Annotated in this window: 17 protein-coding genes; 7 read left to right on the top strand and 10 right to left on the bottom strand. The window is 46.0% G+C overall.

Translation table 11 applies throughout. From position 1 onward, the window contains the following. Positions 1-68 precede the first annotated feature (68 nt). Positions 69-2,507 carry an outer membrane beta-barrel protein gene (locus ABIE50_RS13660; RefSeq protein WP_209860655.1) on the top strand — a complete coding sequence of 813 codons (2,439 nt, stop codon included), beginning with the start codon at positions 69-71 and terminating at the stop codon, positions 2,505-2,507. Position 2,508: 1 nt separating this feature from the next. Here the strand turns inward: ABIE50_RS13660 and ABIE50_RS13665 are convergent, their stop codons facing one another. Next, positions 2,509-4,437 (bottom strand): glycoside hydrolase family 97 protein, encoded by a 1,929-nt coding sequence (locus tag ABIE50_RS13665; RefSeq protein WP_209860653.1) that lies wholly within the window; start codon positions 4,435-4,437, stop codon positions 2,509-2,511. 525 nt (positions 4,438-4,962) lie between these two features. On the opposite strand from ABIE50_RS13665, the gene ABIE50_RS13670 reads away from it, so the two are divergent. From ABIE50_RS13670 to ABIE50_RS13685, 4 genes are read left to right on the top strand one after another with little or no spacing between them, the layout of a single operon-like run. After that, positions 4,963-6,609 (top strand): alpha-L-fucosidase, encoded by a 1,647-nt coding sequence (locus ABIE50_RS13670; RefSeq protein WP_209860651.1) that lies wholly within the window; start codon positions 4,963-4,965, stop codon positions 6,607-6,609. Positions 6,610-6,647: 38 nt separating this feature from the next. Beyond that, entirely contained in the window at positions 6,648-7,664 is a 1,017-nt protein-coding gene (locus tag ABIE50_RS13675) for an aldo/keto reductase (protein WP_209860649.1), read from the top strand. A 23-nt stretch (positions 7,665-7,687) separates the two neighbouring features. After that, a complete protein-coding gene (gene fucP, locus ABIE50_RS13680; RefSeq protein WP_209860647.1) occupies positions 7,688-8,947 on the top strand; it encodes an L-fucose:H+ symporter permease in 1,260 nt (419 codons plus the stop codon). 36 nt (positions 8,948-8,983) lie between these two features. After that, positions 8,984-10,000 carry a zinc-binding alcohol dehydrogenase family protein gene (locus ABIE50_RS13685; RefSeq protein WP_209860645.1) on the top strand — a complete coding sequence of 339 codons (1,017 nt, stop codon included), beginning with the start codon at positions 8,984-8,986 and terminating at the stop codon, positions 9,998-10,000. 287 nt (positions 10,001-10,287) lie between these two features. Here ABIE50_RS13685 and ABIE50_RS13690 read toward each other — a convergent pair whose 3' ends face one another. The 7 genes from ABIE50_RS13690 to ABIE50_RS13720 form a co-directional block, all read right to left on the bottom strand. Further along, positions 10,288-10,656 carry a PIN domain-containing protein gene (locus tag ABIE50_RS13690; protein ID WP_209860643.1) on the bottom strand — a complete coding sequence of 123 codons (369 nt, stop codon included), beginning with the start codon at positions 10,654-10,656 and terminating at the stop codon, positions 10,288-10,290. Next, on the bottom strand, positions 10,653-11,111 hold the full coding sequence (locus ABIE50_RS13695) for a helix-turn-helix domain-containing protein (RefSeq protein WP_142684973.1): 459 nt from the start codon (positions 11,109-11,111) through the stop codon (positions 10,653-10,655). Before ABIE50_RS13695 ends, ABIE50_RS13690 begins: the two co-directional genes overlap by 4 nt. A gap of 118 nt (positions 11,112-11,229) precedes the next feature. Continuing rightward, positions 11,230-12,366 (bottom strand): serine hydrolase domain-containing protein, encoded by a 1,137-nt coding sequence (locus ABIE50_RS13700; RefSeq protein WP_209860641.1) that lies wholly within the window; start codon positions 12,364-12,366, stop codon positions 11,230-11,232. Positions 12,367-12,457: 91 nt separating this feature from the next. Continuing rightward, entirely contained in the window at positions 12,458-13,630 is a 1,173-nt protein-coding gene (locus ABIE50_RS13705; RefSeq protein WP_209860639.1) for a C1 family peptidase, read from the bottom strand. Positions 13,631-13,798: 168 nt separating this feature from the next. Continuing rightward, a complete protein-coding gene (locus tag ABIE50_RS13710; RefSeq protein ID WP_209860637.1) occupies positions 13,799-14,929 on the bottom strand; it encodes a DUF4934 domain-containing protein in 1,131 nt (376 codons plus the stop codon). Between the two features lie 78 nt (positions 14,930-15,007). Beyond that, on the bottom strand, positions 15,008-15,379 hold the full coding sequence (locus ABIE50_RS13715) for a hypothetical protein (RefSeq protein ID WP_209860635.1): 372 nt from the start codon (positions 15,377-15,379) through the stop codon (positions 15,008-15,010). Between the two features lie 146 nt (positions 15,380-15,525). Further along, entirely contained in the window at positions 15,526-16,866 is a 1,341-nt protein-coding gene (locus ABIE50_RS13720; RefSeq protein ID WP_209860632.1) for a glycosyltransferase family protein, read from the bottom strand. Positions 16,867-17,368: 502 nt separating this feature from the next. Here ABIE50_RS13720 and ABIE50_RS13725 point away from each other — a divergent pair. Next, on the top strand, positions 17,369-19,966 hold the full coding sequence (locus tag ABIE50_RS13725) for a DUF7133 domain-containing protein (protein WP_209860630.1): 2,598 nt from the start codon (positions 17,369-17,371) through the stop codon (positions 19,964-19,966). Between the two features lie 63 nt (positions 19,967-20,029). Here the strand turns inward: ABIE50_RS13725 and ABIE50_RS13730 are convergent, their stop codons facing one another. Both ABIE50_RS13730 and ABIE50_RS13735 read right to left on the bottom strand, forming a co-directional pair. Beyond that, a complete protein-coding gene (locus tag ABIE50_RS13730) occupies positions 20,030-22,405 on the bottom strand; it encodes an ABC transporter permease (RefSeq protein WP_209860629.1) in 2,376 nt (791 codons plus the stop codon). Between the two features lie 153 nt (positions 22,406-22,558). Continuing rightward, positions 22,559-23,083 carry a class I SAM-dependent methyltransferase gene (locus tag ABIE50_RS13735; protein ID WP_209860627.1) on the bottom strand — a complete coding sequence of 175 codons (525 nt, stop codon included), beginning with the start codon at positions 23,081-23,083 and terminating at the stop codon, positions 22,559-22,561. A 367-nt stretch (positions 23,084-23,450) separates the two neighbouring features. Here ABIE50_RS13735 and ABIE50_RS13740 point away from each other — a divergent pair, with 367 nt between their 5' ends. Continuing rightward, positions 23,451-23,765 (top strand): YHS domain-containing protein, encoded by a 315-nt coding sequence (locus ABIE50_RS13740; RefSeq protein ID WP_209860625.1) that lies wholly within the window; start codon positions 23,451-23,453, stop codon positions 23,763-23,765. Position 23,766 lies beyond the last annotated feature (1 nt).

The raw sequence follows: 23,766 nt of genomic DNA on the forward strand, positions 1-23,766 counted from the left end.
CTGTTGGAAAATTAAACATTTTCCTTTGCCGGCAGATAAAATTTCAATGTTAAAAACAAATATGTCTGATGGCTGGAAAATTTCTTGCTTTATTATTAGTGACTGTAATCCCATTGGCAGTTAATGCCCAATCTGCTATTTCTGCTGAAAAGGCTTCCTTTCAAGTGAAAGGGTTGGTGGTGGATACTTCCGGAAAGCCACTGGAGCGGGCAACCGTTCTTTTGCGGGGTAAAGACAGCGCCATGGTTAAAACCGCTGTAAGCGGCAATGAGGGCAGGTTTGTTTTAACGACGCCTGTAAAGGGAACTTATGTACTGAGTATTTCACATACCGGTTATGAACCATATTCCAGGATTATAGAAATGAATGTGCCGGAAACGGACATGGGTAAATTTATTCTTACCAGGCAAAGCAAACAGTTAAACGAGGTAGTGATACAGCACCGCAAAGCCTTGCTTCAGAACAAGGGTGATAAACTGGTGTACAATGCCTCTGCTGATATTGGAAATAAAAGCGGATCGGCTGCGGATGTTTTGCGCAAGGCGCCTATGGTAACCGTGGGCTCCGATGGTGTTGTAAAGCTCCGGGGTGACGCGGGTGTTAAGGTATTGCTCAACGGTATCCCATCCGGCATCTTCGCCAAAAATCTCAAAGAGGCGTTGAAAATGATCCCGGCCAGTGCTATACAGTCTATAGAAGTGATCACTGCGCCTTCGGCCAGGTATGAAGCAGAAGGTGCGGCTGGTGTCATTAATATCATCACAGGAAGAAAAATAAAACAAACATCGGGCAACCTGGACCTGAGCGCAGGCAACCTGGAGCAGTCGGCCAACCTGGGCCTCAGCCTGTCCAGGGAAAAGTTTGATGTTACGCTCATGGCAAGCGGCAGTTTTGAAAAGGAACAACAGAAAAATAACCTGGACAGGAGCTTGCTGCACAACGGGCAAAACACAGGCAATCTTATCCAGCGTTCCGATGTTACCCAGAAAACAAAGGGCACAGGTATAGAGCTGGGCACTGAATACCGCCCCGATTCATCACAAAAGATAGGTGCTATACTCTCTTACTGGCAGGAGCAATGGCCCGTAAAAAGCAGCCTGTATAATTATTATAAAGATGCCAAAGGTATTGCTGAATACAACCAGCTTGCAGATCAGAAGGGTGGGTATCACTACTATGATCTTGCGCTCAGCTATGTAAAACGTTTTAAGCGTAAAAAACAGGAGTTGCAGTTATTGGGGAATCTTAGCCGTTCGGCAGACAGGTCCGACTATACCACAGATCAGTTCAACCCTGATGGCCGGCATTTTTTCCGGGAACTGAGCCCTAATAAAGGGCGGTCCGGGGATTATAGTTTCCAGCTGGATTATACCCATCCGCTCAGCAAAACAGGCAAAAGCTTCCTGGAAACGGGTATGCGCTGGAGTAAGAATAATGCGGCCAGCAACTATACCGTATTTAATAATCTTCATAGTCCAGGTAGCGGTGATCTGAAGCAGGACCCTGAGCGCAGCGATTCGATGAATTATTTCCAGGATATTACAGCTGCATATGTAAGCACATCGTTTGAAACCCAAAGCAGGTGGCGTTTCCGGCTGGGCGCCCGTTACGAGTACACAAGGCTGGGCGCCCGCTTCAGGGGAACAGCACCGTCCTTTGCCACTCATTTCAGCAACCTGGTGCCGGGTATCCTGGTGGCAAAGGATATAAATGAAGAACAGGAGCTTAAATTCAATTATACAGAACGCATCCGCCGGCCTTTTATATGGGATCTTAATCCTTATACGGATGCCAGTGATCCCCGTAATTTAACAACAGGCAATCCCCGTTTACGACCGGAAATTACTCGTCTGCTGGAAGTTTCCCACGCATACAATATGCCCTCAGGTTTTACTTTGATCAGTAGTGTTTACTACAGCTTCAATTCAAATTCAATAGAATCCCTCGCTGCGGCCGACAGTAACGGCATATCCAGGACCATGCCTCAGAACATTGCATCCAACAGGCGTTTGGGCGCAAATATCAATATGTATACTGCTGTAAACGATAACTGGACCATCAGCGGAGGCCTGGAATTATACCAGGTATGGTTTAAAAGCCCGGCGTTGCAAATTGGTAATAGCGGGTTCTTTCACGCTTTTAATATCAATACCTCCTACACTGCTCCCGGTGGTTATATATTTGAATTATCCGGCGATTACAGTAATGGTTTTATCACCCTGCAAGGTAAAAACACCGCGGACTATACCTACCGGCTGGCTGTTCAGAAAGAAATTATACAGAAGAAAGCAAGTATTACGCTTTCATTTAACAATCCTTTCCGGAACTATCTAAAACAGCAAAGCGTAGCCACTGCTCCAACATTTCAAAGCCATACGGTTACCCGTTATTATAACCAGTCTTTATCCATTGCATTTAACTGGCAATTTGGAAGAGCGCATAAAAATGAAGAAGAAAAGAAAGCAGGGCAGGCAGAGTATCCGGGCCGGCGGAGAAGAAGCAGGTAATTTACATCGGCGTTAAATACCCTGCAAAACCACCGCAACGGAGCAATTTCACTTCTACCGTATCAGATTTATCTACTACCATATACCGGGTGGCAAAGCTTTTATCATGCTGGCCATCTGTAATCAGCACCAGCCTGAACTTTATGCCTTCCGGAAGAAAGTCCAGTTGTATATTCTTTTTCTTTTCCTTTCTTTCCGCATTAATACCGCCAATGTACCATGAACTGCCTTTGCGGCGGGCCATGACAACATCCAGGCCGGGGTATCCGTCGACCAGCCGGGTATCATCCCAGGCATTAGGTACCTGTTTTAAAAACGTTCTGGCAGCATCGGGTAAATCGTCATATCCTTCAGGACGGTCTGCCATATGTTGAAAGCCTGATTCAAACACCACGCTCAGCGCCAGTTCATGACCATAAGATGTGATGTGCGGGTATTGGGAATTGGTAAAGGTAACGGGGGTATAATCCATTGATCCTACTACGTTGCGGGTAAAGGGCAACGTCGCATTATGCGCCGGCGCCATCATGGTAAAATCAGGTATGTTGTTATACCATTCCGCGCCCATAACCGCTTCGTAGGTCATCAGGTTGGGATAGGTCCTTGCCCAGCCCCGTGGTACCAGGCAGCCATGAAAATAGACCATCATCTCTGCCTTGGCGGCATCTTCCAGGATATCCAGGTAATATTTGATCATCTCCTGTTTCTCGCTTTCAAAGAAATCTATTTTTACGCCGGCAAATCCCATCTTTTTGAGCCTGGCAAATTCTTCTGTGCGGCTTTCATGCGTCAGCATCCGGTCGCGCGGGGTTGCCCTAACGTTGGTATGTTTCCCTCCAGAGTTATACCAGATCAGCGGCTTTATGCCTTTTGACCGGATGTACCGGGCTGCATCCTCCAGCTGTCCGCCGTTGCCCATAGCATCCCATTCCCAGTCGAGCAGCGTATAGGGCCAGTTCATGCGTGCCGCCAGGTCTGCAAAATCGCAAACAATCTTATAGTCCTTTGTACCATGGTTACTGGACCAGTAATTCCACGACACCGGCCCGGGCTTGATCCAGGTAGTATTTTTTATCACAGAAGGAGCAGATACATCATCCACTAAAGTAGAGGCCACTACATCCGGAAGATCGCCCATAATAATCACCCTCCAGGGCGATTTCCAGGGAAGCGTTACGGTAGGCTGGGAAGCGCCCAACCCGTTTCCATCCCTGGCATCAGGAAACGCGATTTTATAACTGGAAGGGTGTGCTGCATTTGTAAGCTTGGATCCGCAATAGCTGCTGTTCACATCAGCTTCATGCAAAAGGAACCAGCAGGATTTATCATGGGTATTAAACAGGGCCGGGTAACACCAGTCCTGCGAAAGGATGTTTTCATTGCTCATTGCTGAATAGGGCCGTTCGTTGGCCGTATTCCATTTTTCCATCCACCGCATAGTTTCAGCCGGAATGGTATACGCCGTTAATTCATCTTTTATAATAAAAGTTCCCTGTTTACCGGGAAATTCATAACGGAATGCCACTCCATCATTATACGCCCTGATGATCACATTCATTTTATTTTTTTGCCTGTTCTCAAAAACAATCACTGTTTCATTGGCGCTATTACTGCAAATGGACCTTTTGCCATGCACCGCTGTATATTGTTCATTTATCAGCAGCGGTTTGCCTGCTTTCACAAATTTCAGCTCTTTTGAAAAATCCTGGTCACTGCGCAACAGGCCCAGATCAATAGCCGGGATCACCTCTGTTGTTTTACCGTTATTATTGAAAGATACTTTCATATACCATTCACCGTTATCCCCCTTTTGCCGGCAGGCAAGCGATACCACTATTTTTTTATTGGGAGAATGAACCGTGATCTGCCGGGCAAATAAAGAAGAGACGCTAAGTGCAAAAAATAAAATAAGGACAATAGTCGATTTCATACGGGGAATGCTTTTTTGGATTTTAATGCTATGATGCCTGATTAATTTTAAAGATCATAGCATCAGAGCAATTGTTGTTTCCGGAATTTTTATCAGAGAAACATGGGTGGCACGGTTATTTTCAGTCTGAAATATTGAAAACGATTGCAAAACTAAATTTTGAATGCCAGGTTGCTTATAACAGGCAGGCAATTTATAGATTATTTGTATTTATTTCCCCGTTTTAGTAAAATAAATTTTGAAATCGATTTCAAGTTTCTATATTTGCTAAACCAAAAAATGACAGGCAGGGAGTAAGCAGGAGAGTTCTTATCACGTTATGATCGAATTGCTGCCTGTTGTTATGTTTATAAGTGTCATATTGACTATTTAATAAATTCCGGCAGAAAAACTATACAGGTCCGTTCACAGGGAACCTGCCATAAAGAATTCATGTTTCCGTTGGCGCATGGAGTACCCTTTACAGGAACAAATCCCTGCTATAAAATAAAACTTATTCATCTTCCTAAATAACTTTCATACTTTATGAAACGCAGAACCGTAATAAAAGGATTGGCAGGGGCATTGCCTGCACTCTGGATATCAAAGGCAATGGGTAATGGACTGGCTGAAATAGCAGCACCCGGGGAACCGGTTGCCAAAGGTCCGTTTAAAGCATCATGGGAATCACTCAAACAATATACAGTACCGGATTGGTACCGCAATGCCAAATTCGGTATATGGGCACACTGGGGGCCGCAATGCCAGCCCGAGCATGGCGACTGGTACGCGAGGGGTATGTATGAAGAAGGAGGCTGGCAATATAATTTTCATGTGAAAGAGTATGGTCATCCTTCTAAATCAGGCTTCAAAGAGGTGATACGTGAATGGAAGGCAGAGAACTGGAACCCTGAAGAGCTGGTGGCCTTATATAAAAAAGCAGGCGCCCAATACTTCGTGGCAATGGCTAATCACCACGATAATTTTGACAACTACAACAGTAAATATCACCCCTGGAATTCCACGAAACTGGGACCGAAGAAAGATATCATCGGAGGATGGGAGAAAGCGGCACGTAGCCAGGGGCTTCCCTTTGGCGTGAGCGTTCACGCTGCACATGCGTGGACATTTTATGAAACCGCCCAGGGCGCAGATAAGAACGGCCCGCTGGCAGGTGTGCCTTATGACGGTAAACTAACCAAAGCCGATGGAAAAGGTACCTGGTGGGAAGGCCTCGATCCGCAGGTATTATATGCACAAAGCCATGTTCCCGGCTCCAGGGATATTGGTAAAGTGTGGGACTGGGATGCCACCAAAGGATGTACCGTTCCCGATAAAGCCTACTGTGAGCAATTCTTTAACCGCACAATGGACCTGATCAATAAGTACGGGCCCGACCTGGTGTATTTCGATGACACAGCGCTTCCCTTATGGCCCATCAGTGACGCAGGGCTCAGGATTGCGGCGCACCTGTATAACAGCAGCATCAAAAAACATGGTAAGCTGGAAGCGGTATTGAATGGAAAAATACTGAACGAAGAACAGCGGAAATGTATGGTATGGGATATAGAACGCGGACAAAGCAATGAGATAGAACCTTTCGTATGGCAAACCGATACCTGTATTGGCAGCTGGCATTACGACCGGGGCATTTACAACGACCGTCGCTATAAAACAGCCGGAACCGTGATCCACACACTGGCCGATGTGGTAAGCAAGAACGGGAACCTGTTACTGAATATCCCGGTAAGAGGAGATGGTACTATCGACAGTGAAGAACGCAACATAGTGGCCGGCATTACGGCATGGATGGACATCAACAAGGAAGCGATCTACGACACAAGGCCCTGGAAAATATTCGGGGAAGGACCGGCAGTGGAATCCGTGGCGCCGTTAAGCGGGCCGGGCTTCAATGAAGGCAAAGGCAAGCCAATGGGAGCGGAGGATATCCGTTTTACGGTGAAAGGCGATGCGTTGTATTGCATTGTAATGGGCTGGCCTGAAAACGGTGAAGTGAATATCAGATCGCTATCATCCGGTAGCGGCCATTATCCCGGCAGGATAGGACAGGTGGAATTACTGGGAGGAAGTAAATCACTGCAGGTGGAACGTGGCGATAAGGGGTTACTGGTAAAGCTGCCGGAGCAGAAGCTCAATACAGCAGCCCTGGTATTGAAAGTACTGCCTGCATAAGTATTTATCAAAGAAGTTAAGACCTGAATAAAAAAAATATGACATTCCCAAAGATTGTATTTGGCACCAGCGGGTTGGGAAATTTGTTTACCGTTCTGGAAGAAGCTACAAAAGAGGCGATTGTAAAGGAATGCCTGGTTCGCTCTCAATCACAGGTTGTATTTGATACTGCCGGTAAATACGGCGCCGGACTGGCGCTGGAAGCATTGGGCGCGGCTTTGCGTAAGGCGGATATTGCTCCTGAAAAAGTACTGATCAGTAACAAACTGGGATGGTTACGCGCGCCACTTACCACACCGGAACCTACTTTTGAACCGGGCGTATGGAAAAACCTGCGCTACGATGCGGTACAACGCATCAGTTACGATGGCATACTGGAATGTTTTGAGCAGGGAAATTCCCTCCTGGGAAATTACACCGCGCAAATGGTATCCGTACATGATCCCGACGAATACCTGGCCAAAGCCCGTAATAAAGAGGAAGAGGAACAACTGCTTTCGGATATTATGGGCGCCTACCAGGCGCTGCGTGAGCTGAAGCTGTCGGGCAGGGTGCAATCTGTGGGTATCGGCGCCAAAAACTGGCGGGTGATAGAGCGCATCAGCAGGGAGGTGGCGTTGGACTGGGTAATGATTGCCAACAGTTTTACCATCAAAGTACATCCCAGGCCCTTACATACTTTCCTGGAACAATTGCAACAGCAGGGAGTGCAGGTAATTAACTCTGCAGTTTTTCACTCGGGCTTTCTTACCGGCGGGAATTATTACGATTATCAATTGATCAATGCTGCTGATGAAACACATCAGCAGCATTTGAAATGGCGGGATGAGTTTTTTTCAGTTTGCCACGCGCATGCAGTTAAACCAGCTGCCGCCTGTGTGCAGTTTGCCTTAAAGGCGCCGGGAGTGGTAAGCGTAGCATTGAATACTACTCACCCGCAAAGGGTAGCTGAAAACCTGGAACTTGCCAATGTGCCTATACCACCCGCATTCTGGGACGAGATGAAGGAAAAACAGCTGATAAATTTAACGGGAGAAGCCACTGTTCATTATTAATCCACGTAAGAACTATACGCTATATGAATAAAGCATTATCAGCCAATAAAACAACCCTTGCCATAGGGCTTATCACCGCCTTGTTTTTTTTATGGGGTTTTGCACTGAACCTGAATCCCATCTTAATTCCTCACCTGAAAAAAGCCTGCCGTCTCAGTGATGTTCAATCCGCCTTTATTGATTCGGCATCTTACATCGCCTATTTTTTGCTTGCTTTGCCAGCCGGAAGGTTCATGTATAAATATGGTTACAAAGGAGGGATTCTCTTAGGATTATTATTGTTCGCTGCAGGCGCCGTTTTATTTTACCCCGCGGCGGCTACGCGCTCCTACCTCTTTTTTCTTTGTGCGCTGTTTATTATTGCCAGCGGGCTTACATTTTTGGAAACGGCTGCCAATTCATATATCACCGTATTGGGCGACCCCGCTAAAGGCGCCTACCGGTTGAATCTTGCACAGTCGTTCAACGGCCTTGCTGCATTCATGGCGCCGCTCATAGGCGGGCGGTATATATTGTCGGGGAAAGCATTAACGGCATCACAGGAGGCTGGTATGTCTGCCGGTCAGCTGGATGATTACCTGAAAGCAGAAGCTTCCTCCGTGCAGCTGCCTTTCCTGATTATAGCCCTGGTAGTGTTGAGCGTGGCGGTACTGGTATGGAGAACTTATTTACCCGAGATTAAGGAAGAAGAGACCGGTAACGCCAACGGCTCTGTTTTGAACGAGAAAAATCTTCTGTTGGGTGTGGGCGCACAGTTTTTTTATGTAGGCGCACAGGTTTGTATCAGCAGTTTCTTTATCCGCTTTTCACAACGGGTAGCAGGTATTGAAGAAGTGCAGGCCGCCTATCTTTTATCAGCCGCTCTGCTGATGTTTATGGTAGGGCGTTTTGCAGGAACTTTATTAATGAGATTTATGGCGCCGCCCAGGCTACTGGTCATTTACAGTATACTGGTAATGCTGCTGCTTGCTGTTGCCATTTCAACAACAGGCATCACCGCTGTATACGCGTTGATGGCGGTGGAGTTTTTTATGTCTATTATGTTTCCCACCATTTTTGCTTTAAGCGTAAAAGATCTTGGCGCAAAAACGAAGAAGGGATCTTCCCTGGTGATCATGGCTATTGTTGGGGGAGCAATTTTACCGGTGGTTATGGGACGCGTATCAGACGCCAGTAATATACAGCAGGCATATATTGTTCCGGCAATTTGCTTTATTGCAGTATTATATTTCGGAATAAAGAATATTGCAGTTACTAAAGTAGAATTATCTGCCTCACATTAAAAGCCAGTAAACTTTAAGGTTTTATAAAAAGTAGAGATGAGAACACTTGTATGTACGCAACCGGGAAATTTTGAGTATTTGGATGGTATAACCCCGGAGCTAAAACAATCGCATGCCATACTGAAGATCAGGCGGGTGGGCATTTGCGGCACCGATCTGCATGCTTTTGAAGGAACGCAGCCTTTTTTTGAATATCCCAGGATCCTTGGCCATGAACTGGCCGGGGAGCTGGTGGAGTTTGATAACGCCCCTGGTTTCACAGCCGGTGAGCCGGTCACTATTATACCTTATTTCTATTGCGGAACCTGCATAGCCTGCCGCAATGGTAAACAGAATTGTTGCAGCCGTATTAAGGTATGTGGCGTTCACCAGGATGGAGGGATGGTTGATTACCTGGCAGTGCCGTCGTACTCGCTGGTGCATGGACAGGGACTGAGCTTCGATGAGCTTGCACTGGTGGAGCCGCTGGCTATTGGCGCACATGCGGTAAAACGGGCAGGTATCCTGCCGGGAGAATATGTGCTGGTGGTAGGCGCCGGTCCTATCGGTTTGGGAACCATGCAGCTTGCACAAATTGCCGGTGCAAAGGTTATTGCCCTGGATGTAAATGATCTCCGCCTTAATTTCTGCAGGGAAAAGTTAGGGATCACGCATGTGATCAATGCGCTGAAAGATAATGTGAGTGAAGCATTAATGACGATAACCAATGGAGATATGCCAACAGTAGTGATGGATGCAACGGGCAACCTGAAAGCCATCAACAATGCTTTCAGCTATATGGCGCACGGGGCCAGGTATGTGCTGATCGGTTTACAAAAAGAGTCCATCAGCTTTAGCCACCCGGAATTCCATAAGCGCGAGGCAACTTTAATGAGCAGCCGCAATGCTACCAGTGCCGACTTTGAACATGTAATTGACTCCATGAAGAAAGGATTGATTGATCCTAAAACGTATATCACCCACCGTGTTAAACTGGAACAGGTAAAAGACACGTTTGAAAGCTGGCTGGATCCTTCCAATGGAGTGATAAAGGCAATGGTAAGCATGGATTAATGTTTTCCCTGAATAGGCTGGTAACAAACGGGCCCCTTATTTGAAACAATAGAGCGCCATCGATACGGGTGATTGGCTATAGCTTTGTATGCTGTTCCAGATGTACTATTTATTCCTACAACAGTTTCTTATTACAATTTGAGAATGATTGCCCCGGCCGGAAGCTTTGCGCTTCCGGCATATTTAGCGGCGCCGGTTGGCGATGGGCCTGGCGTACAATAACCATTTATTCCGGAGCAAATAGCATTAAAGTTTTAGTAATGATTTTAGTGCTGATACACTATCAGTTAACCTGCATTTTTAAAATCTTTCACATTATTGGTGACAATTATCGTAGCTCTGCTTTTGATGGCTGCAGCCAATACATGTCTGTCATCTACGTCAGGCAATGTTATTTCATCTATCAGTGATTCATATGAAGATACATGGGCATCCGGAAAGGCACTTTCCATAGCGGTACGTGCTTTTTTCAGGCTGTCAGACTTGATGTCGGGTCTATTTATTAACAGGTTCCTGATCCATTCATCGTGTATCAGGTCAGTCCATTTAGGTTGAAATAGTTTAGCATCTGCCAAATGCAATAGGATATCCCTTATCGGGGCGGGGTATAAAACATTCGCATCTAATACAGCTATTAGCCCTGTCGTATTGGTCATTCGTATCCGAGGTTAAGCTCCTGTGCCTGTTTGGCCAGGAAGTTCAGCTTGCTGTTTCGATTCTTTTGCAGCTGTTTATCGTAGGCAATAATATCGCTCAGGAGAATTCTTCTGTGTGTGCCCACTTTAGTAAATGGGATGTCTCCCTTTTTCAACAGACTTACTACATAAGGTCTGGATACGTTTAACAAATCTGCCGCCTCCTGGGTACTGATCTCTGCATCACTGGGAAACAGCGTAACAGATTTCCCCTCTGCCATAAGATCGAGTATGTTGTAAAGCAACGCAAATGCTTTTTTAGGAATCTGCCGGGTTCCTTTTGTATCGTCTATTCTAATAGTTACACTTTCACGTTTAGTCTTTATGATCATTTGGAAGGTTTCTTGCAGTTCCATCAGGAAAGATTTCGCTAATTTCTGATCTTTCTTGTTGGTTTTTTCTATGATGGCTTCCATAATCCTTTATATTTTTAATAGATCAAAGATACGTAAACGAAATAAACGAAACAATAATTTAAATAGATTATGTTATAAATGAAATATAATCAATCAAATATGAATTTTTTAAAAATATCTATTTTGAAATGAGGAGAGATCTCTCCGCTTCCGCAACCACAATAGCAGCCAGCTCTTTTTCCAGCCTGTTACGATTGGCAAGACTATTAGTAAGAATAACGAATCCTGAATGAAGACCTGGAAAACATTCCAGGGAACTACGTGAGCCGCCCGTTCCTCCGCTATGTTCAAGTATCCGATAGCCTTCGGGCGATGTATGTATAAACCAGTTCATTCCCATACCTTCCTGGTTTGTTCCAAAAGTAAGCTGGTGAGAGAGAGCTATAGCCGGTGAAGTATCGGTGTTATTGGCTTTGATAAAGGAGATCAGGTCGCGTGTGGTTGATCGCAATGCCCCCATTGCAGGCAGGTGGTGCAGGTCCCATAAGGGCACCACCTGGCGGTTTTCATTGTGTGGCCACGCAATTGCATCTGCCGGTAACGCGGTAATATCTATCCGGGTGTCCTTCATAGAAAGCGGTTCCAGGATATTTTTTGAAATGAGCGAAAAATAAGACTGACCATACGCATCTTCCAGCAGGGTGCCAAGTAATGCTACTGCCATGTTGGAATAGGAAGATATCTTTCCGGGGAAGGTGTCCATTTTCATATTGTGCAGGCCCTCGTACAATAATTGCCGGGTATAGCCATGCAGTGGATTGAGCGAGTCATACTCCGGCCGCTCCCACATATTCGGAAAGATACGGGTGATCCTTGAAGTATGATTGCTCAGGTCTTTTACCCGGATAGGAACGCCTTTATACTCAAGATTCGGATAGGCGCCTTTCAGGTACTTACGTATATCATCGTCCGGCCTTATCTTTTTATCCAGTACCGCCTGTCCGAGTAAGATACCGGTAAAGGTTTTTGTGGTTGAGCCAATCTCGTAAAGCGTGTTGTTCCGGGGGAGTTTATTGTTCCCTGCTTTTGTTTCGCCATAGTTATAAAAACAGGCCTTGTCTTTTAAAAGGATGCCAATGGAAATCCCTACCGCCCGCTTGTCCTGCAAATACTGTTGTACACTGTGATCTATCAGTGAATCCAGCCTGGTGTGAAGAGGGTTGTCGTTTGGAATCCCTTTGGTGTTAATACTGGTTTGCCCGTAACAGGCGGAAGTAACCAGGATAATAGCTATGTTGAAAAGTACCTGCTTCATATTTTTTATAGATGCAATACCTCCAAAATAGGGTATTATTTCTATAAAAGTAAAACAGCTATCCACATGAAATGTTTGTGCAGTCAGAACCTCAGTATGGGGTTTCCGGGCCCTTCCAAAGTTTATGCTTTGTGGCCTCCATCAGCCCATCTTTGTGGAGGAGTACCGAGATGCCTTTCATTTTCATGTAAGGAACGCTGAGATAAACAAAGCCCTGCCTGCTGGAGCCTGTTCCCCAGGAGTTTTTTGTTTTATAATAGATATTGCCATGTTGATCCTTTGCTTTGCCAACAATATGCATAAGGTGATCGTCGGTGGTTTCGAAAGATTCAAACGCATCCTGGCGCATTTGCTGGGTAACTTTCTTTTCCGGCCGGATATCTGTAAGTATAAGCGTGTTATCTTCCTGTTTTTCCGGCAGAACGGCTACTCCCTGGTCGGGAGCAAAGGTGGGCTCAGTGGCATCCAGGTCGAGGGCCAGTGAAAACCCGGCATCAACGGCATGGTCAATGTTATCCATAAATTCATCAAGAGGCAGGTTATAAAACCGTTCATTGGCCCAGTTGGCGGGTATGCTCAGCTGGAAAAGTTTATAGAACGGGACATCCGAAAAAGAGGTAATGGTGAGGTAATCACCTGGATTTAATTGGGTATAGGCAAGAAAGCTCTGCGGCGTATATGTTTGCCCGTTATATTGAAACTGTTCCGGCACTTTTCCCAGGAAACGATCCAGTATTTCCGGTATCTCCTTTTTCCATCCTGTACCGGCCTTATTCGCCGGATTGGCATATCTTTTTACGGCGGTATCCAGTTCATTGAACATTTTGAAATGATTATGCCGGGTTTTCCCCTCCTTTAGCCCCGTATATTCCTGTTGCGGCAGCATTCCGAATGCCGCTGCAGTGATCAGCGGATCATGATTAAGCCCGCCTTCGGTAAAGCGCGCAGTTCCCTGTCGCAGGATATAATTCCGGGCCTTTAGTAAATAGGCGCATCTTACAAAATACATCTCCGAAAGGTCGATCTTTTCACCTTTCAGCCGGATGATCTCCGACTCCAGGAAAGAAGTGGTGGAAAAGCTCCAGCATGTTCCGGAAGCGTTTTGGTCAATAACCGGTAATGCAGTTATGTCTTTTATATCGGAGAAAATATAATTGCTTTTGGGTAAGGTTTTCGTAACTTCCTTTTTGGCTTTGCTTTTACAGGCCTCCGTTACGGGCAACAAAAACAGGAATAATAATACCGGGAGTTGATTTCTTTTCATAGTTGTACTTATCATGTTTTTTTGTTAACCGGTTTGGGGTTAATGTGAGCCACATATTGTAACTCATATTAAAGGACATCATCACTCAAAGAAAGTTGCTCCGGAATGCCTGTTTTTTAATAACAGGTACTTGTGGAAGTACAAGGCATGAGATCACCTGCATATTCCTCAAAAATCCTTTAATCTGAAAAACATAAAACTAATATCTTCCCGCGGCGCTGTTGTTCCTGGTACAGGTGGATGAAGGGGAGGAACCTTCATTACAAAATAATCGCCCAGTTTTCCTGTTATTTTATTCCGGGAATGGAAGGTGGAATCTTTTCTGCTGCTATATTCTGTCAGCTGAAGTACTTTGCCGGTTTTCTTTGAAAAAAATACATTCCTCGGACTGATCCTCGATTGAAAACTATACCTGAACGATACCCACTTATCTGTAATAAACAGGGAGTTGTTATCATAAATAATATTATCAGTTTCCATTTTTTTCCAATAGGCAAAATGATCCCTGATAGTTGTGATGGCTTTGGTTTCTTCCGTTATCAGGTTGCCCCCCGGCGCATCTACCTGGTATATGGGGATTGCCCCGTCCGCTGTTACGTGGTAGATCTTATTGTCTAACAGCGGAAAATAGAAAACCGAATCTTTGTAGTTGTCGAACTGGTGCGGGAAGGCTATATCAAGTTCCTTTATCAGCGGGAAAAAAGACAGTTCCTGGGAATGATAGGTGACCATGTTGCCCTTCTCCTTGTAGATCCTGAGCCTTACCATCTCTTTATTGTTATTCACGATCTCGCTTACATACATTCCATCGCTTTTTGCAAATGTTAGCCCGAAATATCTTGAGCCTATAATTTCAAGTACTTTGGTCAGCTTTCCGCTGATGTCATACCGGAATATTTTATTCTGGCTGAGATCCAGTATTTCAACCTGGCGTTGGTGTGCATCATAAATAACATCTGTCATGCTTGCATACTGATCACGTTTATTTTCCACCTGGTGGATTTTTGTTTTGGGGACGCCGTGCTGATCAAAAATTAATACCGCCCCCTGTGAGCGGTCAGCGATAATGAGGAGGCTATCTGTTGCAAAGAAACCGGAGATTTGGTTAACAAAAAAGTCTTTGGTGGTTTTCAGTTGAACATAATAAACACTGTCGGCAATATCTTCTATAAAAACAGTCTGGCTGTCCAATGGTGTAATTTTAATTTTTACAGCGGGTGAGTCATTCCATCCTTTGCCTCCTTTTTGAGAGCAGGAAGCTGATAGCAGTATCAGAAAGATCAGTAAGTGTTGCTTCATTAGTATATGATTGAGTCGGCTTGTGAATACGAATACATCTGCCACCCGGGAGGGATGGCAGATGTTAAAATGAAATGATCAGGGTACTATCGTGGGCGGAATATTTGTTACATCATGATAGTTATTATGCGGTGTGAAAGGGTTATACTCTGCACCACACTGGTTGCCTGAGTTGTTAGGATAAAATACATAATAACCGGTGTCGTAGCCAATCCAATGCTCAACCACGTAATAATAATCATCATTTACCCAAACCCAGGTGCCTGTTCTGAAGGTCCTGTCGCCGGTAGATCCGCAATACCTGTTACCATTACCATTGGTATCAACCCATGCTGCGGATGCCTTGTTGGAAGAATTTGTAATATCAAAGCTGATAAGGGCATACTGGAGGTTGCAAACCAATATGATTACAACGGCTATACCGCCTGCGATTTTAAGGATTCTTTTCATGGTTATAATTTTAAATTGAAATATGGTTTGATTAACGCTTGCTGTTTTTGGTTGAAAGTATGGTATAAATAGACCCCATAGGGGTCACCAGTATTGCAGCAGGAATAACTCAACTGTTATGTTGGGGAGGTTAATAATAAACGGTGTCATTGATGTGGGTTATTTTGAGGAATCGTTGCTTTCTCTAAAAGATCTTTTAGCTCCTGTTTCAGGGTATCGCTGTTGCGCCAAACCTTGCTTCGCTGATGTGCATAAATTCCGATGGAAAGGGAATAGAAGAAAATAAGGGTCAGTACCAGGCGTATATGCTTTGTTTGGTTCAATGCCTTGTCTGCAAAAAAAGCTACCAGGAAAAATATTCCAACAGACGACAGGTAAGCATACCTGTCTGCCACCATGGCGAACCTGGCCATGGGAATGATATGCAGCACCATAGCAATGTGAATCAGGAAAAATGCAATGCCAAAAAAGACCCATTTCTTTTTCCAGAAATCCCAGAATGAAAATAACATGATCAGTAACAGCAGGGGATATATCCAGAATCTTTTAGGCACCTCTTCCCCGATAGCATTGGGGAAAACATACAGGTAGCTTAGCTTAACAGGGATCAGGCATTTTACCAGGTATTCGGTTACCGAATAGCTCGCAAATATAATATTCTGGTAAAATGGATAATGGCGGGAATTGGAAAGTAAACCCACTTTATCTGCACTTTGTGAAAGTAAAGTGATATAACCCATTAGGAATGCAAGGAGGAACAGCGGCAGTTTCTCCATCCATACCTGTTTGGTTTTTAAGTTCCTGTTTACGGCATAATCAACCAGTAGCAAACATACCGGGAACGTTACTGCCTGTTCTTTTCCTCCGAAAGAGCAGATGAAAAAAAGTATGGTGAGTAAGTAATAAGTTACTTTGCCGGAAGATAAATACTTTAAATAAAGATGGAGCCCAACCAGGTAGAAGCAGCTGTAAATAAGAATTTTGGAGGCCGATATCCACGCCACTGATTCTACCAGCAGCGGATGAAGGGCCATGATAGTTGCTGTGAAGAATGAGATCCTTGTGATGGAAACGAGCGTAAAATCACCTGATTGGGTTAAGATGCGCCGGATGAAGAAATAGACCAGCAGCACATTGCACAGGTGCAGCATAATGCCTGCCAGGTGAAACCAAAACGGGTTGTAACCAAATACGGAATACAGTATTGTATATAGCAGCTGGTTAAGAGGAGCGTATTGCCCCTTGTAAAATTCCGTCAGGATGGCCCATAGGTTCTGTGAGTTCAGCCCGTTTTCCGTATAGGGATTAATCACTACCCATTGATCATCCCAATGCGTTTGAAATTGATGAGAAAATACAGGGAAATAAACTATTAGTGTGAAGAGCACTAATGCAGCCACGGATAATGTTACACTATTAACAACAACGATTTCTTTCAGCCGTGGAAATATACGCTGCGTGGAAACAGCACTAACGTTGTGATTCATTTGTACAAAACTAAAGTTGTCAGGAAAAAGGTTCAGTCACGCTTCCCGTTCTCATTACGGGAAACACATTTAGATGCACTACTTTGTCAGAATAATAACCGGGTATCATGGATATATTATTATCATAAGGATTAGTGTCTGGCATATTACCGGGCTAACACTATCACGTCTCTCATCTGCCTGGAATCTCAGTTTCTTCAAATACGGGTTGGAACTATGTTCGTGGAATTATTTCAGGCACATTTACTACGGGCAACCAGGCGCCTGAAATTATCTGATCTCTTTTGCTAACGCTTTCAATCCGTTTAGCTCAACCTGAATACAGTACTTAAATATAGGATAATTTATTTCATAATGCAATATTTTCATCACAATGGCAGCAAACGGAAACCAGGTACCGTTTAAAGAATAAATTCCGATACGGAAATTTATTTTTTATATCTTGATCGGCTAATTCACTTACTTAGTTATAGTTATACGATCTTAAACAAGCCGCAATTAAATGATTAAATTTCCACTTAAGCTGATCTGTTCTCTTACAGCGCTTATTGTAGTAAAACCGTTTTCAGGGTATTCTCAAACCGCCCCCGCTGAATTAACCATCACCCGATTTTCCGGTCCTGCCATTACACCGAGCCCCGCCTGCCTGGCAGTAGCGCCTACAGGGGAAGTATTTGTTGGTGTGGACATGATAGGTTCTCTTGGCAAAGATCCGGGGAAAGGCCGGATACTAAAGCTGGTGGACAAGGACAATGATGGTAAAATGGATGAGCATACCGACTTTGCCACTGTAGACAATCCACGGGGTATCATTGTGATGGGCAACCAGGTATTTGTACTGCACACTACATTTTCCGGCGAAACAGGCAAAGCCACCGGAATGGCCCTGGTGGTTTTTGAAGATAAAGATGGCGATGGAAAGGCCGATGGCCCTGCCAGACCGCTTGTTGAACACCTCAGTAACACCAAATACATCCAGGAGCGTGGAACAGACCATGCTACCAATGGTATCCGCATGGGTATTGATGGCTGGATCTATATTGCCGTGGGCGACTTTGGGTTCCATGACGCTACCGACCGCTCCGGTAAAAAGCTAACCATGCTTGGCGGAGGCATCGTAAGGGTACGCCCTGATGGTACCGAAATGGAGGTGTTTACCCACGGTACACGCAATGTGTATGATGTAGCCATCGATCCGTACATGAATGTATTTACAAGGGAAAACACCAATGATGGCGGAGGATGGAATGTACGCTTCTCACATCATATCCAATCCGGCGAATACGGGTACCCGGTATTGTTCCAGCATTTTACAGATGAAATAATACCCGCGCTGGCGGACCTGGGCGGAGGCTCGGGTACCGGCGCCTTATTTATGTCGGAGCCAGGCTGGCCCGAAAAATATAACAATGTACCTATGATGGCGGATTGGGGAAGAAGCATGCTTTACATCCACAGGGTAAAGCCCGATGGCCCAACCTTCACACAAAAAGAAGAAGACTTCATTGCACTCCCACAGATCACCGACCTGGATGTGGACGGATCAGGCAGGCTTTACCTCTCTGCATGGGATGGCGCCGGTTATTCCGGTAGCGATACCATTGGCTTCGTGGTGAGAGCCGTGCCCAATAACTGGACCTACAAGGCTTTCCCGGACCTGGCCAAAGCCCCGGTGGAAGAACTGGTGAACCTGCTTAAATCTCCCAGTGCGGTGGCCCGGTTAAATGCGTCGCAGGAGCTGCTCCGCCGCGGCGACCAGCAGGGAGTTGCTGCCGCTTTAAAGATCGCATCGGACGCACAGTTACCATTATACGCCCGTTTGGCCGGTCTCTATACATATGCACAGGCCACAGGAAAAGATGGTATCACGGCGCTGGTGGAGCTTACAAAAGACCCTGCCGTGAAGGAGCACGCATTGCGCGCCCTGGCAGATCGCAAAGGCATTCGCGGGGATGTTCCGGAGCAACCCTTCCTGGATGCGCTGAAAGATCCATCTCCACGTGTTCAGGCCGCAGCAATTGTAGGCCTTGGACGTTTAGGCCGTATAGAAGCCGCCACGGCTTTACTGCAAACAAAAGTGCCTGCCTCATTTGTAGCGCCTGTCAAAGATAAGGAAGGACCACATGCCACACCCAATGCCGCTATTGTGTTGCCTCACCTGGCAGTGCGCGCACTGGTGGAACTGAATGCGGTAGATGCCGCCGTATCGGCCATTAAAGGCCCCGATGCCACGCTTGCATTATGGGCTTTGCGTTATATGCATGATGAAAAGGCAGTGAATGGTTTAATTGCTGCCTACAAACAATCGAAAGACGAAAAGCTGAAGAAGCAGATCCTGGTTACGCTGGCGCGCCTGTACAGGAAAGAGGACACCTATGACGCATCCTGGTGGTGGGGAACCCGGCCCGATTCACATGGCCCGTATTATAAAGCCGTACTCTGGGCAGGATCGCCTGTGATCGAGAACTTTATGAAGAAGGAGGCGGCAAACCCTGTCCGCCTGCAGCTTTTCAGAGAGCTTGATGCCCGTAACAGGATGGAGATCGCAGCTTTTGCCCCGCTGAAAAAGACGGAAGCCGTTGCAGTAAAAGAGCCTAAAGTGGACCTGGAGAAAATAAAAAGTAAGAAAGGACAGGTTGGTAAATCTTCTATTGAAGATGTGCTGCTGGCCGTGAAGCAGTTAAAAGGAGATGCCGCCAAAGGAAGGGTACTGTTCACCAACCAGGGATGTATCGCCTGTCATAGCCTCAGCAGGGGTGAAAAAATGAAAGGGCCTTTTATGGGACAGATCGGATCTATCATGAACCGTGAGCGGATCGCCGAATCCATCCTTAAGCCCAATGCTTCTATTTCACAGGGATTCGCAACTGTAACAGTCACCGCGAAGGGGAATAAAACCTATGTAGGATTTATCACTGAAGAAACAGCAACCAAAGTGGTGATGAGAGATATTGCAGGAGAAGTGTACACGGTTAATACGGCAGATATCCTGAGCCGCAAGGAAATGAAAACCTCCATGATGCCGGCAGGACTTGCCAATGCACTGTCGTACGACGAGTTTGCATCACTGGTGAGCTTCCTGGCGCAGCAGAAAAAATAATGCGCTTTATAAAACATTTATCTCCTCCGGGCTGTCGTACCCGGAGGAGATAAATTAAAGAACCTATTCCGCTCTCAGGCTTTTCACCGGGTTGGCAATAGCTGCCCTGATCGATTGATAACTCACCGTCAGCAATGCAATCATTACAGAAAGAAAAGCTGCCAGAGCAAACACCCACCATTCAATGTTCACCCGGTAAGTATAACCCTGTAGCCATTTATGCATGCCCCACCAGGCCACAGGCGCTGCCAGAAGGAAAGACACGATCACCAGCTTCACAAAATCTTTGGACAATAATGTGGTGATACCCGCTACAGAGGCGCCTAATATTTTCCGGATACCGATTTCTTTTACCCTGTTTTCTGCTACATACGTGGCCAGCCCGAATAAACCAAGACAGGAGATAAATATTGTAAGCCCTGCAAACAGGCCAGCCAGCTGGCCCTGCAGCTTTTCGCTTTCAAATTTGCTGGCGTAGGCCTGATCCACAAATTTTATATCAAAGGGATAATCGGGGTTATATTTCCTGAAAATGGCTGCGGTCTTATCCAGGTTCTGGCTGGTTGAATTGTTCCCGTTCAGTTTTATCTGCATCACATTAAAAGTCATAAACCGGCTCTTCGCGCCACATATCAGCATCGGGTTGGTAGGTTCGTACGGATTGGTAAGAATAAAGTCTTTAATAACGCCTACAATGTGCCAGTCGACACCCAGGTCACTTACTGTTTTACCGATCGGGTCTTTGAACTTCATTATTTTCAGCGCCGATTCATTGATAATAAGCCCGGCTGAATCTGTAGGGTATTGCTTCAGGTCAAAATCGCGGCCCTGTACAAACTGCAGGCCTGCGGTAACGCCCAGCCCTTCGTCGCACAGGTACCGGTCGAAGGACGGATTATAGTTAGGATCTTTTCCTTCCCAGTCCTGTCCCCATCCATCGCTCCATCTTTCGGTAAGAGGGGAATTTGTTTTGGTAACGGAAGTGGCAATACCAGATGTCAGCAATTCATTTTTTATCAACGCATAATTCTTAGCGATGTCGCCTGTCATGAAATGGTATACAAGATGATCCTTGTTGTATCCTGTATTCCGGTTGCGGGCATAATCTATTTGTTGTTTTACAATAATAGTGCAGATAATAAGCAGGATAGCAAATGTGAACTGTACCACCACCAGCGCTTTCCTTGGTGTTATCAGCGCATTGGTTTTCTTAAAGGTGCCTTTTAATACTTTCACTGGCTGGAAAGAAGAAAGAAAGAAGGCCGGGTAGCTGCCAGCCAGCACGCCGGTGAACAGGATGAAGCCTGCAAGTCCCAGCCATGTATACATATTACCAAAGTGGAGGAACAGTTTTTTACCGGTAAGCTGGTTAAAGGCCGGCAGGCTTATCTGTACAACAATGACGGCCGCAATGCCTGCCAGGAATGCGAGGAAAACGGATTCCCCGATGAACTGGCCGATAAGGGAGCTTTTCTGGGCGCCCACTGATTTCCGGATCCCCACTTCCTTTGCGCGTTTTTCACTCCGGGCGGTGCTCAGGTTCATGAAATTTATGCAGGCGATCAGTAATATAAATCCTGCAATGATGCTGAACAGCCGGATAAAGGTGCTGCGCCCCCCGTTATCTTCCACGCCGTTGCTGAAGCTGGAATACAGGCGCCAGCGGCTGAGGGGGTAAATACCCAGTTCCCAGTTTATTCTTTTGGCTTCATCATCGTAGCGTTGTTTGAGGTGTTTTATTTTAGCCTCCACCGCTGCATAACTGGTATTGGGCTTCAGTAACACATAGGTAGGCGTGCTGTTGTCGTGCCAGCCCAGGTCTGTTCCTTCCCGGTATTTGGTATAGGACCGGGGCAGCAGGTAATCAAAATTGAATCTTGAATTAGTGGGAAGGTCTTTCAGAATTCCGGTAACCGTGAAATTATCTTTATTATCAACCTTTACAATCTTACCCAGGGCTTCCTCAGTGCCGAATAATATTTTAGCAGTTTTTTCCGTGAGCACTATCGAATGCCTGTCGTTCAGCGCTGTGAGCGGATCGCCTTTCAGCATAGGGAAAGTGAATATCTGCAGGAAGCCGGTGTCCACTATATTGGCCGATTTCATTACTTTTTTATCACCTGCCGTAAGCAAATAGTTATCATAGGTTACCCTGACTGCCCGCTCCACCTCGGGCAGGTCTTTTTCCAGTGTGCCCGCCAGTAGCGAGGAAACGCTGTTCCAGCTGCGGATCTCACCATCCATGGGCACATGATTCCATACTTCATAGATCCGGTCTTTGTTCTGATGGAACTGGTCGTAGCTAAGCTCATCCTGTATCCAGAGCAGGATAAGCATGGTGGCGGCCATACCAATGGCCAGGCCGGTAATATTGATGAAAGAAAACCCTTTATTTCGTAAAAGGTTCCTGTAAGCTACTTTGAAGAAATTTCTGATCATAATATCCGCTTATAAGTCCGGGTTTGATCCTGGTAGTTCTCAAACGGGATGCCTGATACCCAGATGGCTGATTTACAAGACTATATCCTTAATACGAAAATAAAATTGTTCACTTTCAGTACAGCCGGCTGTCCGTTTTTGATACATGCCTGTTTACCTCCTGAACAACGCCGCATACATATGCCCTGATCCGTATAGTGAAGGTCTTTCATTCAGCCTGCCGGCAGATGTAAACCCTGCTTCATGGAACAACGTTTTTAAATCCCGGAATGGTACGGGATAGGGTACCCATGGATTGGACCTGGATGTTTCATATTCCACAATGAGAAAAGCCCCGTCCGGCTGCAAATGCCGGGCTATTTTATCAATAAATTCCGGCTTCCCGGGTACATAGTGCAGGGAATTGGCCATCAGTATCCCATTCAGCCCTGATACCGGTAAATCATCTGCCAGGAAATCCAGTTGCCCGGGCTTTATATGAACCTGGTGCGGATCAGGTAGGGAGGCTAACCGCGGCCGCTCTTTATCGAACGCATAAATAGTGCTGCCTGGTTCCAGCAAATGGGCCAGGGCGTAGGTAAATGTGCCGGTGCCGCATCCCAGGTCGGCCCAAACTGCCGGGGCGACTGCTTTGGCAGGTGTGTGCTTTATCAGCGCAATGGCGTCTTTTATATCCATAGGGCATAAATGTAGGAATTTGGGAGGGCTGTGCAAAGCGTTGGCAGGGAATGTACTGACCAGCTATCCGCCATCAGCAGGCCGGCCCGGGGAATACCGGGTACTACCCGTGAATGAGAAAAGGAGGAGCCCATGATTCCCCGTAGCTGAGAATATACGGGGAATATACGGGGAAATATGGCTTATCTACGGCGCAAATATGGCTTAACCGGGGAGTATCCATACTTTTGTTATACAGTAGCTTTAGGCCGCACACTTGCTGTTTCCAGCAAATTAGTTACTTTTTTCTAAACTATTGTCCTGTTCATTTTTCCCGTCCCTGTGTATTAATCCCTACTTTTGCTGCTGATAATGAAAATGAACCGGCATGAAGATTTATATAGGATTATTTATAATGGGCGTACTGGCGGCATGCGCCGGGAACGGCGGTCATGAAACCCCCGCCCGGGGAGATTCTTCCATGACAGTAGCCCCGGAGGAAAAACAGTACGATACCGCCCTGGTGGCTAACAGGCGTGACCCTGTATGCAGGATGCCCATTAAGGCGGGCATTTATGACACAGCCCATTACCAGGGCGCCGTGATCGGGTTTTGTTCTGCAGCCTGTAAAGACAGCTTCCTGTTAAATCCCGCTGCTTATACACTTGTGATGAAAGCGGCTTCCACACCTGGCGTAAAATAAC

It is taken from the genome of Chitinophaga sp. OAE865, from assembly GCF_040546735.1.
GTDB lineage: Bacteria > Bacteroidota > Bacteroidia > Chitinophagales > Chitinophagaceae > Chitinophaga > Chitinophaga polysaccharea_A.